The sequence below is a fragment of the Mycetocola sp. Y719 genome (assembly GCF_056713205.1).
Window position 1 is genome coordinate 465,319 of record NZ_JBWYGY010000001.1, and the last position, 12,134, is coordinate 477,452.

A 12,134-nucleotide genomic window follows, 5' to 3' on the forward strand; every position below is an offset into this window, starting at 1 on the left:
GGGTCAGGTAGCCGGCCAGGCTTCGGCGATCGCCTCGCGGACGTCGCCGAGAAGCTGCGGGAGCGCCTTCGTCTTCGCGATGATCGGCAGGAAGTTCGCGTCCTGCGCCCACCGGGGCACGATGTGCTGATGCAGGTGACCGGCGATGCCCGCGCCCGCGACGATGCCCTGGTTCATGCCGATGTTGAAGCCGTCGTTCTTCGACACGGTGCGGACGACGGTCATCGCCGTCTGGGTCAGTGAACCGATCTCGGCCACTTCCTCAGGCGTCGCCTGGTCGTAGGTCGGGATGTGACGGTACGGGCACACGAGGAGGTGACCGCTGTTGTACGGGAACAGGTTCAGCAGGACGTATGCATGCGTGCCCCGGGCGACGATGAGAGCATCCTCGTCGTTCATCTGCGGTGCCAGGCAGAACGGGCAGTCGTCCTCATGGGGCTGCTGGCCGTGCTGGATGTACACCAGCCGATGCGGGGTCCACAGCCGCTGGAACTCGTCGGGGACGCCGGCGAGGTGCGCGCTCGATTCAACCGACTCTGCCACAGGGATGCCGGGTTCGTCCGGCTCCCTGTGGTCGTCGACGCCTAGTCGAGCCATGCTGTCGACACCTGCGCACGCGAGTCGATCGAGGAACGGATCCGGGCGATGGCGTCGGCCACGGGGATGCCGTTGAGCTGGGTTCCATCACGGAACCGGAAGCTGACGGCACCGTTCGCACGGTCCTCCTCGCCCACGATGAGCTGGAACGGAACCTTCGATTTGGTGTGCGTGCGGATCTTCTTCTGCATCCTGTCGTCGGAGTGGTCGACGTGGGCCCGCACGCCAACCGCGGTGAGCTGGGCGATCACGTCGTCCAGGTATGCGCCGTATTCATCCGCCACCGGGATGCCGACGACCTGCACCGGGGAGAGCCAGACCGGGAAAGCACCCGCATAGTGCTCGGTGAGCACACCGAAGAACCGCTCGATCGAGCCGAACAGTGCGCGGTGGATCATCACCGGGCGCTGGCGGGTCCCGTCCGCTGCCGTGTACTCGAGTTCGAAACGTTCGGGGAGGTTGAAGTCGAGCTGGATGGTCGACATCTGCCAGGTCCTGCCGATGGCATCACGGGCCTGCACCGAGATCTTGGGCCCGTAGAACGCCGCTCCACCCGGGTCTGGCACGAGTTCAAGACCCGATGCCTCGGCGACCTCCTGCAGGGTACGCGTCGCTTCATCCCACGCCTCGTCGCTTCCGACGTACTTCACAGGGTCCTTCGTCGACAGCTCGAGGTAGAAGTCGTCGAGTCCGTAGTCCTTGAGCAGGCCGAGCACGAAGTTCAGGGTACCGGTGAGTTCGTCCTTCATCTGTTCGCGGGTGCAATAGATGTGGGCGTCGTCCTGGGTCAACCCGCGGACACGGGTCAGCCCGTGGACGACACCGGACTTCTCGTACCGGTAGACGGTGCCGAACTCGAACAGCCGCATCGGGAGGTCACGGTACGAGTGCGCACCTGCACGATAGATGAGGTTGTGCATCGGGCAGTTCATCGGCTTCAGGTAGTAGTCCTGGCCGGCCTTGCGCACGTCGCCGTTCTCGTCGTATTCCGCGTCGATGTGCATCGGCGGGAACATCCCGTCGCGGTACCAGTCGAGGTGACCGGAGATCTCGTAGAGGTTGCCCTTGGTGATGTGGGGCGTATTGACGAAGGAGTAGCCCTCCTCGATGTGCCGCTTTCGCGAATACCCCTCGAGCTCGTTCCGGATGATGCCGCCGTTCGGGTGGAACACCGGCAGCCCTGACCCGAGTTCCTCGGGGAAGCTGAACAGGTCGAGCTCGGCGCCGAGCTTGCGGTGGTCGCGTTTCGCCGCCTCCTCGAGCCTGGCCTGGTAGGCACGAAGCTCGTCCTTGGTCGGCCAGGCCGTCCCGTAGATGCGCTGAAGCTGCGGGTTCTTCTCCGAGCCGCGCCAGTACGCCGCGGCGACACGCATGAGCGAGTAGCCGTTGCCGATCATCCGGGTGTTCGGAAGGTGGGGTCCCCGGCAGAGGTCCTTCCACTCGGTCTCGCCGGTCTTCGGGTTGACGTTGTCGTAGATGGTGAGCTCTGCTCCCCCGACCTCGACGTTCTCGTTGTCCTCGGTGGCCGACGATCCTCCCTTGAGCCCGATGAGCTCGAGCTTGTACGGTTCGTCGGCGAGCTCCTCGCGGGCTTCCTCATCAGAAACCACCCGGCGAACGAATCGCTGGCCCTGCCGGATGATCCGGTCCATCTCTTTCTGAAGCGCTTTGAGATCTTCAGGGGTGAATGCCTCACGCACGTCGAAGTCGTAATAGAAACCGTCGGTGACGGGCGGGCCGATGCCGAGCCGGGCGTCCGGGTTCACCTTCTGAACGGCCTGTGCGAGCACGTGGGCCGCTGAATGACGGAGGATGCTGAGACCGTCCGGTGAATCGATGGTCACCGCTTCGACCTCGTCGGTGTCCGTGATCGTCGTCGCCAGATCCTTCAACTCGCCGTTGACGCGCATTGCGACAACGGATCGGTCGGTAAATCGTGCGAATCCGTCAGACACCTGGTGTGCTCCTCTGTTTGGTAAAAGACTCTCCAACTTTAGCGCCGTCGGCCGTGTCGCCCGTTCGCGTGCCCGGTGGCCGTTCGCCCGCCCCTAGAGTGAGTGCACCCCAAGACGTGAGAGTGAGGAACACGCCGTGCCCGCTGCAGTCCGACCGCGCCCCCTGGTGGCCTTCGCGCCGTTCCTTCTCGTCAGCGTGATTCATCTCGTCGGTCAGCTCATGCCCTCCCCGGTCCTGACCACTCTGACGAAACCCCTTCTCATCCCGTTCCTGGCGATCGCGGTCATCTGGCTCCTCCGCCGGTCGCTGTCGCGCGCTGCGATCCTGCTGCTCGGTGCCCTGCTGTTCAGCTGGCTGGGCGACCTCGCCCTCCTGATTCCCGGCGGCACGTGGTTCCTCATCGGCCTCGTGCTTTTCCTCCTCGCCCATGTTGCATACATCGCGCTGTTCTCGTCCGCTGTGGGAGTAGGTCGTCCCCGTCGGTGGAGCCTGGTTTACGGCGTCTGGTTCGCCGCCCTCATCCTCGTTCTCGCGCCGCACCTCGGCGGAATGCTGGTCCCCGTCGTCGTGTACGGGCTCGTGATCTGCTCCATGGCCGTTGTCGCCACGCGCTGCGGCGGCACTGTCGTCGCCGGTGCGACCCTGTTCCTTCTCTCGGACTCCCTGCTCGCCGTGAACACGTTCGTCGCCGACATCGAGATCCCTGCAGTCGACTTCCTGGTCATGCTGACGTATCTGGCCGGACAGGGCCTCATCGCGCTGGGCATTGCGCGTCTGCTCGTCCGGGCCGACGAACCGATCGAGGCAGGAGCCATCCGATGACTCAGAATTCCCCCTACCGTTTCGTCCACGGCGACCTCACCCTGCTCGTCAGGCGCTGGGGTGCACGGAAGGCACCCGGTTCGCCGCACTACGTCCTTGTGCATGGCATCGGAGTCTCGTCGAGGTACTTCACCAGGCTGGCGACGCTCCTCGCCCGGTCAGGAACCGTGTTCGCCGTCGAGCTCCCGGGTTTCGGCGGTGCGCCACGGCCCGAACACGAACTGACCGTCGAGGCCGGCGCCGAGCTCCTGTCCGCCTTCCTGAAGGCGGAAGGCCTCGACGCGGCCATCCTGGTCGGCCATTCGATGGGGTCGCAGTTCACTGTCGAAGTCGCCGCTCGCGGCTCGGATCGCGTCGCTGGACTCGTCCTCATCGGAGCCGTCGTGGACGAACGTGCCCGGGCTCCGTGGCAGCAGGGCATGCGCCTGGCACGCGATGTTCTCCGGGAATCCCCGACGGCGAACTGGATCGTCGGCACCGACTACCTCCGGAGTGGTCTCCGGTGGTACCTCACCGAACTGCCGGTGATGCTCGGTTACCGAATCGAGCATCGCATCCGGTCCGTAGCGGTTCCGGTTCTCGTCCTTCGGGGCGAGCGCGATCCGATCGCACCCCACGGTTGGTCGTCCGCCCTCGCCGCGCGCGCAGTTGACGGGCGACTCGTCGATGTGCCGGGCGGGGCGCATGTCGTTCAGCACACTGCGGCGGAGACGGTTGCTCGGATTCTGGAGGAATTCGAGGCTGGATCCTCGAGTTCTACGACGCCGGAGCGGCCGACGCGCCAGGAGCGGTAGTCTCCCCGGCCCCAGCGGACGGTGCAGGCTTCTTCTCGCGTTTCGTTCGCTTCTTCGCCGGGCGGTCGAGCGACGTGTCCGGCCCGTTCCAGACCTTGACGATGGCCCATGCCACTGCGGCGATCGGTACGGCGAGCACGGCGCCGGTGATCCCACCGAGGATCGTCCCGGCGGTGAGTGCGACGAGGATGACGAGGGGGTGCAGCTTGAGCGACTGGGCCATGACGGTGGGCTGGAGGAAATTGCCCTCGAGCTGGTTCACGACGATGGCGGCGGCAATGACGAGGAGCGCTGTCAGTGGGCCGTTCTCGGTGCCGACGAGGGCGACGAGCGCGGCGAGGATGCTGGCGACCGTCGCACCGACGATCGGGACGAACCCGCTGAGGAAGATGATCACGGTGAGCGGGAGGGCGAGCGGGACTCCGAGGATGAAGAGGACCGCCCCGATGAAGAACGCGTCGACGAAAGCGATGAGGGCCGTCCCTCGCACGTAGCCGCCGAGTACCCGGACACCTGTGTGGCCGATCCGGACGCCGCGGTCGAGGCGTTCGCCGTGCAGCGGCTTGAGGAAGAAGTTCCAGATGGTGTCGCCGTCCTTCAGGAAGAAGAACAGGATGACGATGGCCAGGACCAGGCCGGTGATGATGTTCGCGGCGGCCGAGACCCCCGCGAGGGCTCCTGTACCGAACTGACTGCTGGTGAGGAAGTCGACGGCGGCGTCACGGGCGTCGTCGATCTGCTGCTGATCGATCGGCAGAGGACCGTCTTCCAGCCAGGTCAGGAGTTGGTCGAGGCCCTTCACCGCAGAGGCAGCAAGTTCGTTCCACTGGTCCCTCACGGCGAACACGATCATGGTGACGATGCCCCCGAAGACGAGCGCTCCGCTGAGGAGGGCCGCCCAGGCGGCGAGCAGATTCGACATGAAGCGGCGAAGCCACATGATCACAGGGGCAGCGGCGGCAGCCACGATCAGTGCGATGAGCAGCGGGATCACGACGAGCTTGATCTGGACCAGCGACCACACGAGCACGGCGCCCAGCGTGATGATGAGGAGGAGCTGGACGCTGCGGGTTCCGAGGTACCCGATCCGGTCGGTCCACAGGTCGCGCAGAGTGGGTTTGGCTGTGACGGGTCGAGCGTCGCTGTCAGCGTTCATCGTGCCAGCCTAGTTAGTTCCGGCAAACGGCCGAGCCGGTTGCGCTCGCGCGTCGTGCACGGTACTTGCCCCGCGCCTATGCGTCAAGGTGGTCGACGCCGGAACGATGGCGGGCGTAGACAGGACGGCATGAGAGCACTCACCTGGCAGGCAAAACGATCCGTCTCCGTCGAAACCGTCCCCGACCCGACCATCCAGAAACCGACGGATGTCGTCATCCGCGTCACCTCCGCCGCGATCTGCGGTTCCGACCTGCATCTGTATGAGACGCTCGGCCCGTTCCTCGACAAGGGCGACGTGCTCGGGCACGAGACGATGGGTGTCGTCGAGGAGGTCGGCTCCGCGGTCACGCGCCTCTCCCCAGGCGACCGCGTGGTCATCCCGTTCGTCATCGCGTGTGGCGACTGCTACATGTGCAACCGCGGTCTCCACTCACAGTGTGAGACGACCCAGATGACCGAGCAGGGTACAGGCGCACAGCTCTACGGGTTCAGCCAGCTCTACGGCTCGACTCCTGGCGGTCAGGCCGAACGCCTTCGGGTCCCCCTGGCCGACTTCAACGCCACCAAGGTCGGTCACGACCTGCCCGACGAGCGCTACCTCTTCCTGAGTGACATCCTGCCGACCGCCTGGCAGGGTGTGCGTTACGCCGACCTGCCAGACGACGGCACCCTCATCGTGATGGGCCTCGGCCCTGTGGGGCAGTTCGTCAGCAGGATCGGTAAACATCTCGGTCATCGGGTGCTCGCCGTCGAACCGGTCACTGAACGACGAGTGATGGCCGAACGTTACGGCGTTGAGACCTTCGACCTGACGGATGACGTGGTGGCGCGACTCCGTGACGCCACAGACGGGCGCGGCGCTGACTCCGTTGTCGAGGCCGTCGGCATGGAAGCCCACGGCAGCCCTGGCGCGACGCTCGCCCAGAACGCGGTCGGCCTTCTGCCGGATGGCATCGCCAGAAAGCTGATGAACACGGCGGGCGTCGACCGTCTCGAGGCGCTGTACAACTCGTTCGACTCCGTTCGCCGGGGTGGCACGGTGTCTTTGAGCGGCGTCTACGCGGGTGAAGCGGACCCCATCCCGATGAAGTCCCTGTTCGACAAACAGGTGAGCATCCGGATGGGACAGTGCAACGTGCAGCATTGGCGCGATGAGCTGCTTCCGCTGGTCGAGGACCCGTCCGACCCGCTTGGCGTCGAGGATCTCGTCACCCACCGGGTGCCGCTCGACAAGGCACCCGAGATGTACGAGATGTTCCAGAAGAAGGAGAACGGCTGCATCAAGGTCGTGCTGAAGCCGTAGCGTTCAGGCGGTGCCGGCCGTCACGGGCGGCACCGCCCGCACGGCTCAGGCCCGGGTCTTGAGTTCTGCGCCGCGCGCCACGAGGGCGTAGATGATGGTCACGTCGATTGCGATGACGATGAGTGCCCACCAGGGTTGCGACGGCAGGACCATCATCTGCACGACCCCGCTGATCGCGGCCAGGATGATGGCGAGAACACGGGCCCAACCGGCCTCCCGGAACAGGGCGACCGAGGTGAGGATCAGCAGTGTGCCGATGATCAGGTTCCACCAGCCCCACCCGGACGCGTCGAACAGGAAGACGCTCCCCTCGACCACGGTGAAATATGTACTCGGCCCGACCACGGCCACGAGGCCCTGGACGACGCTGAAAAGACCATTGAGAAGGAGAATGACCGCAGCGAACTGGACCCACCCGGCCCAGACGGTCGGCGTGGCACGCGTCCCGGAATTGACAGTACTCATGGTGTGAACCGCTTCCCATCTGATCTGCGGCCGACCCGAACGATGTGATCTGCCGTGTCTATCGTGGGCCCCGATTATCCTCCGGCCGAGTCCCGGCGGTCAACGGATCCCGAGCGCCTGTACCCAGCTTCACCCTGACCGGGTGACGACTCCGGCGGGGCCCGATCGCATGATGTCTGTGGAGGCGAATTCTGAAGACGGGTGTGCAGATGAAGACCTACCCTTTGATCGCCGATCATGGCCTGATCGGTGATCTCCAAACCGCCGCGCTGGTGTCCACAGACGGGACCGTCGACTGGTTCTGCAGCCCGCGTTTCGACTCACCCAGCATTTTCGCCTCGCTCCTCGACGCGGATCGCGGGGGTCATTTCGCCGTCCGCCCCCGCGCCGACACATTCGACTCGAAGCAGCTCTACTTGCCGGATACCGCGATCCTCGTCACCCGCTTCCTGACGGAGGAGGGTGTGGGGGAACTGGTCGACTTCATGCCGGTGACCGGAAGCGCGAAGAGCGAGCTGCACTGCCTGGTGAGAATGATCCGCTGTGTCCGTGGGCGGATGACGTTCGACATCGAGGTCGCCCCTCGATTCGGCTACGGGCAGCTGACCCATACCCTCAGTGTCGGGGACCACGGAGCGACCTTCGAAGCAGGCGACACCCGGCTTGCCCTGAGCCTCATCCGAGAGGACGAGGCCGAGGAATTGGGACGCCTCGCTGCGACTGACGACGGTGCCATCCACGGGGCGTTGAGCCTCGAGGAGGGGCAGATGCGTGGGTGCGTTCTGGAGACCGGCGCGCTTGCCGTCCCGCTCAGGAGGCGCCCGGCGGATGCCATCCGGCTTCTCGAAGAGACGACGGAGTTCTGGCAGGACTGGATCGGCAGATCGACATATCGAGGACGCTGGCGTGAACAGGTGGAGCGATCCGCCATCACGTTGAAACTCCTCACCTACGCCCCCACCGGAGGCCTGGTGGCCGCTCCCACCGCCGGACTGCCCGAACAGATCGGCGGTGAACGCAACTGGGACTATCGGTACACCTGGGTGCGCGATGCGTCGTTCTCGGTTCACACCCTGGTCAGGTTGGGGTTCACCGATGAAGCCGTCGCTTTCGGCCAGTGGCTTCGGGACCGTGTGACCGAGCACGTGGAGAGCGAGACCGGGCCGCTCAACATCATGTACAGGATCGACGGTGACCCTGACCTGCAGGAGGATCTCGTCGAGGGGTGGGAGGGCTACAAGGGCTCCCACCCGGTGCGGATCGGCAACGGGGCCGCCGGGCAGCTTCAGCTCGACATCTACGGCGAAGCGCTGGACGCCGTCTACGCCCTCGATCGGGCCGGTGTCACGATCGGACAGCCCGGCTGGGCAGGCATCTGCACCCTTCTCGACTGGCTCGCAGACAACTGGGATCAGCCGGAGGAGGGCATCTGGGAGACCAGGGGCGGGCGCAAGAATTTCACGTACGGTCGGCTGATGTGCTGGGTCGCGTTCGACCGGGCGATCCGCCTGGCGACTGCCCTCGGCAGACCGGCGGACCTGTCACGGTGGATCGTCGAACGCGACGCCATTTACCGCCAGATCATGGAGCACGGGTGGAACGCCGACCGTTCGGCGTTCGTGCAGCAGTACGGGGAGACCGTCCTCGACGCCTCGCTGCTGAAGATGCCTCAGGTCGGTTTCGTGTCATCCCACGATCCCCTGTGGCAATCGACGCTGGACGCCATGGACGAAGAACTGGTGTCGGACAGCCTCGTGTACAGGTACGACCCGGCTGCGTCGCCCGACGGTCTCCGCGGGTCAGAGGGAACGTTCTCCCTGTGCACGTTCCTGTACGTCGATGCCCTGGCGCGGGCGGGTCGGGTCGATGCGGCACGGCTGACCTTCCAGAAGATGCTCACATACGCGAACCATCTGGGCCTGTACTCGGAGGAGATCGCCGTCACCGGAGAACAGATCGGAAACTTCCCCCAGGCATTCACCCATCTGGCGCTCATCGACGCCGCGCTCACCCTGGACGATGCGCTCGAAGACTCCGCGCACGACCGGAGACCGTCGACACCGGGCGGTCGGCGCGACCTCTGATCGGATCATTCGACTTCGACGGTCTCGATGTCCTCACTCGCTGTCGCAGGAACAGTGACGACGGGGCGCTGCACAAGTTCGATGATCGCGAGGGCGACCACCGCGAGCACCAGAGTCCAGAGGGTGAGGCTGATGCTGACGGGCCGAACCAACAAAACGACGGCAGACGCGACGACGGCGACGATGGCGCGAAGAAGCGTCCGACGGGTGTAGATCCACACCCCGAAGCGGCCTGTCGTGATGCCGCGTTCCTCCGCTGCACCGCGGATCGCCCCTGCGCCCTCATTCACCAGTCCGCGCAGGCGGCGCGGGACGCCGAACGGCCCGGCCAGCCAGCCGACGATGGCGACGACGACCGCGAGGACAAGGACGGCGACAGCGGTGTTCCGCATGTCACCGGCGACGGTCTCGTAGAGCAGCGTCGTCACCCCTGAGGGCAGCACGTCGGGGCTCAAGGCTGAGACGAGTGCGAAGTTGCCGATCACGATTCCCCCGAGGGCAAGCGCCATCGACAGGGCCAGCGCCACCGCAGCCCAGATCAGGGCGACGGGACGCCGCCTGGCGGCGACCACACCGGCGGCGAGGAACAGAATCGCGATCCACGGCAGCCACGAGCCGAGCGCGACGATGAAGCCATAGAACAGCTGCACAGAGGGAAGCGCGTCGGCCTGAGCGATGACGACTGTCCTGTCGACGGCCGGGATCTGGTTCGCCAGGTCGATGCCCCTGTCCACCAGTGCCTTCTTGACGGCCTCCACGATGGGGCCGAGCTGGATTCCGATGGAGCCGTCAGTTCCGACCTGGACCACGGCATCCGGATCGTTCTCCATGAGCGAGATGATCTGGGTATGGCTCACCCGCAGCGCTGACGCCCACACATTCGCAAACGCGTCCGACTCGACGAAGCCGGTCACCCCGCGTTCGATGAGCGATTGAACACCTGCGGCCGCCGGCCCTTTCAGGAGTTCGAGCGCCTGCGTCGCCCTCGGACCGGTGCCGAGGTCCGTGATGCCGTCGATCACGTCAGAGGTGAGCGTCGGGATGTCGATCTGTTCGTTGATGACTGCCAGGGTCTGATCCGTGATGTACGCCTGAACCGCCGGGTCTTCCGCCAGCGGTGCATAGGTCGCTACGAAACGGTCGGTGTCTGTGAGGAGCACCTTCGACCATGAGGCGACCAGCGCAAGAGGAGCCAGCACGGCTCCCACCACGATCAGTACCGTCGCAAGGAGCGTCCATCCCCATCCGCGTCGCTTTCTCTGCGGGGTCGGTTCCGCATCGGCCGGCGGGATGCCGTCACGCTCACGGAGGGCCGAGTTCTCGGCCTCGAGTTGTTCGATCCGCCGGAGCAGTTCGATGTTTGCCGGATCTGACATGAGTTCCTCATTCGCCCAGTGATGTGTCTACGGTAAAGATGACCCTGAATCTTGGCGTTGAGATCACCCATCCTGCGTGAGATAGCGAAAAATCGGCATCATTGCTTTCGTCCGGACAAACAGCGGGGCTACTCTTTCGCTGAGCTGAAGGAGAGAGCGATGACGGATGCCAGAAGTTCCGGGACGGACGCGGCGTCGGCCGTTTCGATCGACGGGCGGGTCTTCCAATTCGCCGGCTCGCTTCAGTCCGCGTTCGAACCAGGCGGATTCGTCCTCCTTCTCGCCGAAGACGGCGGCAAACAACTCGGTCAGGTGGAAGACGTCACGTTCGCTATCGGTGGCGCCCTGAGCGGCGTCGGCCGGATCCTCGGAGCCGTGTCAGACGACGGACTGCAGATCGACAGGCGACGCACCGCAGCGTTCCCACGAGCGACCGTGCATGTGGCGGACGCACAAACGATCGAAGCCCTGCATGACGGCTCGGCGGCGGCGCTGACGATCGGTTCGTATCTCGCCTCGGATGAGATCCCAGCGCGCCTCCTTCCCTCTCGGTTCAACCGGCATACGTTCTGGTGCGGCCAGAGCGGGTCGGGCAAGACCTACGCGCTCGGCGTGGTGCTTGAGCAACTTCTGCTCCACACGAGCCTTCCGATGGTGATTTTCGACCCGAATGGCGACTTCGTCCGAATTCGCGAGACAAATCCGGATGCGGAGGACACTGCTGCAGGAGAGACGCTCGCCGGCCGTGACATCCGGGTACTCCGGCCCTCATCGCCGAACCCGAATTCACTCCGGGTCCGCTTCATCGATCTCCCCGCCGCAGCGAAGGCCGCAGTCTTCAGCCTCCATCCGCTCGCCGACCGCGACGAGTACTCCGAGCTGATCCACCTCGAGGAGACGGCGGGCACCATAGGGAAGGAGGGGATCATTCCACACCTTCTCGAACGGGACACGGCAGCCGCACGGGCCCTGGTGGCACGCACGCTGAATCTCGATGTCCTCAACTGGAGCGTCTGGGCCGAAGGGCTCGACACGGTCACCGACATCCTGGACACGCGTCCGGATGCAACCGTCCTCGACCTCGGCGGGTTTTCCTACGCAGAGGAATCCCTCGTCGTTGCGCTGGCCGTCCTCGATGACCTGTGGGCGAAACGCGAGGACCGGCGGCCACTTCTGATCGTGATCGATGAGGCGCACAACCTGTGTTCCCCTGACCAGAACAGTCCGTTGCACATCGCCGTACGGGAGAGGATCATCCAGATCGCAGCTGAAGGCCGGAAGTTCGGTCTGTGGCTCCTGCTCTCCACGCAACGCCCCTCGCGGGTCCACCCCAGCATCATCTCGCAGTGCGACAATCTGGCCCTGATGAAGATGACCTCGCCGCTCGACCTCGACGAGCTCGCAACGATCTTCGGTTTCGTGCCTCCTGCGATGCTCGCCAGGGCATCGCGCTTCACTCAGGGCGAGGCGCTCTTCGCCGGCGGCTTCACCCCTGCGCCATCGATGGTCAGGATGGGGAGCCGCCTCACGCGAGAAGGCGGTGCCGATGTGGGTGTGCCGCTCAGGCAGGCATGAGCAG

10 protein-coding genes are annotated in these 12,134 nt (G+C 65.1%); 5 read left to right on the forward strand and 5 right to left on the reverse strand.

Annotation, left to right across the window (positions count from 1 at the left end):
• Window positions 1-3: 3 nt before the first annotated feature.
• Window positions 4-597: an HIT family protein gene (locus AC1M0F_RS02085; protein WP_480236549.1), complete on the reverse strand. Its 594-nt coding sequence runs from the start codon at window positions 595-597 to the stop codon at window positions 4-6.
• The gene (gene thrS, locus AC1M0F_RS02090; protein ID WP_480237346.1) at window positions 585-2,507 is read right to left on the reverse strand and encodes a threonine--tRNA ligase; all 1,923 of its coding nucleotides are present in this window, start codon (window positions 2,505-2,507) and stop codon (window positions 585-587) included. The genes AC1M0F_RS02085 and thrS overlap by 13 nt, the downstream gene beginning before the upstream one ends.
• A 181-nt stretch (window positions 2,508-2,688) precedes the next feature.
• Between thrS and AC1M0F_RS02095 the strand changes: the two genes are divergently transcribed.
• Window positions 2,689-3,375: a lysoplasmalogenase gene (locus AC1M0F_RS02095; protein WP_480236550.1), complete on the forward strand. Its 687-nt coding sequence runs from the start codon at window positions 2,689-2,691 to the stop codon at window positions 3,373-3,375.
• On the forward strand, window positions 3,372-4,169 hold the full coding sequence (locus tag AC1M0F_RS02100) for an alpha/beta fold hydrolase (RefSeq protein WP_480236551.1): 798 nt from the start codon (window positions 3,372-3,374) through the stop codon (window positions 4,167-4,169). Before AC1M0F_RS02095 ends, AC1M0F_RS02100 begins: the two co-directional genes overlap by 4 nt.
• Here AC1M0F_RS02100 and AC1M0F_RS02105 read toward each other — a convergent pair.
• Window positions 4,132-5,325 carry an AI-2E family transporter gene (locus AC1M0F_RS02105; RefSeq protein WP_480236552.1) on the reverse strand — a complete coding sequence of 398 codons (1,194 nt, stop codon included), beginning with the start codon at window positions 5,323-5,325 and terminating at the stop codon, window positions 4,132-4,134. The two genes, AC1M0F_RS02100 and AC1M0F_RS02105, sit on opposite strands and share 38 nt — an antisense overlap.
• 129 nt (window positions 5,326-5,454) lie before the next feature.
• On the opposite strand from AC1M0F_RS02105, the gene AC1M0F_RS02110 reads away from it, so the two are divergent.
• The gene (locus AC1M0F_RS02110; protein ID WP_480236553.1) at window positions 5,455-6,630 is read left to right on the forward strand and encodes an alcohol dehydrogenase catalytic domain-containing protein; all 1,176 of its coding nucleotides are present in this window, start codon (window positions 5,455-5,457) and stop codon (window positions 6,628-6,630) included.
• 45 nt (window positions 6,631-6,675) lie between these two features.
• Here AC1M0F_RS02110 and AC1M0F_RS02115 read toward each other — a convergent pair whose 3' ends face one another.
• On the reverse strand, window positions 6,676-7,095 hold the full coding sequence (locus tag AC1M0F_RS02115; protein ID WP_480236554.1) for a DUF7144 family membrane protein: 420 nt from the start codon (window positions 7,093-7,095) through the stop codon (window positions 6,676-6,678).
• Between the two features lie 209 nt (window positions 7,096-7,304).
• Here AC1M0F_RS02115 and AC1M0F_RS02120 point away from each other — a divergent pair, with 209 nt between their 5' ends.
• A complete protein-coding gene (locus AC1M0F_RS02120) occupies window positions 7,305-9,179 on the forward strand; it encodes a glycoside hydrolase family 15 protein (protein WP_480236555.1) in 1,875 nt (624 codons plus the stop codon).
• Between the two features lie 5 nt (window positions 9,180-9,184).
• Here the strand turns inward: AC1M0F_RS02120 and AC1M0F_RS02125 are convergent, their stop codons facing one another.
• On the reverse strand, window positions 9,185-10,555 hold the full coding sequence (locus tag AC1M0F_RS02125; protein ID WP_480236556.1) for a hypothetical protein: 1,371 nt from the start codon (window positions 10,553-10,555) through the stop codon (window positions 9,185-9,187).
• 159 nt (window positions 10,556-10,714) lie between these two features.
• Between AC1M0F_RS02125 and AC1M0F_RS02130 the strand changes: the two genes are divergently transcribed.
• Entirely contained in the window at window positions 10,715-12,130 is a 1,416-nt protein-coding gene (locus AC1M0F_RS02130; protein ID WP_480236557.1) for an ATP-binding protein, read from the forward strand.
• The last annotated feature ends 4 nt before the right edge of the window (window positions 12,131-12,134 follow it).

Excerpts from the sequence above, each read along its gene's own strand:
- AC1M0F_RS02085 (WP_480236549.1), bottom strand. The coding sequence starts at position 597 with ATGGCTCGACTAGGCGTCGACGACCACAGGGAGCCGGACGAACCCGGC.
- thrS (WP_480237346.1), bottom strand. The coding sequence starts at position 2,507 with ATGCGCGTCAACGGCGAGTTGAAGGATCTGGCGACGACGATCACGGAC.
- AC1M0F_RS02100 (WP_480236551.1), top strand. The coding sequence starts at position 3,372 with ATGACTCAGAATTCCCCCTACCGTTTCGTCCACGGCGACCTCACCCTG.
- AC1M0F_RS02105 (WP_480236552.1), bottom strand. The coding sequence starts at position 5,325 with ATGAACGCTGACAGCGACGCTCGACCCGTCACAGCCAAACCCACTCTG.
- AC1M0F_RS02110 (WP_480236553.1), top strand. The coding sequence starts at position 5,455 with ATGAGAGCACTCACCTGGCAGGCAAAACGATCCGTCTCCGTCGAAACC.
- AC1M0F_RS02115 (WP_480236554.1), bottom strand. The coding sequence starts at position 7,095 with ATGAGTACTGTCAATTCCGGGACGCGTGCCACGCCGACCGTCTGGGCC.
- AC1M0F_RS02120 (WP_480236555.1), top strand. The coding sequence starts at position 7,305 with ATGAAGACCTACCCTTTGATCGCCGATCATGGCCTGATCGGTGATCTC.
- AC1M0F_RS02125 (WP_480236556.1), bottom strand. The coding sequence starts at position 10,555 with ATGTCAGATCCGGCAAACATCGAACTGCTCCGGCGGATCGAACAACTC.
- AC1M0F_RS02130 (WP_480236557.1), top strand. The coding sequence starts at position 10,715 with ATGACGGATGCCAGAAGTTCCGGGACGGACGCGGCGTCGGCCGTTTCG.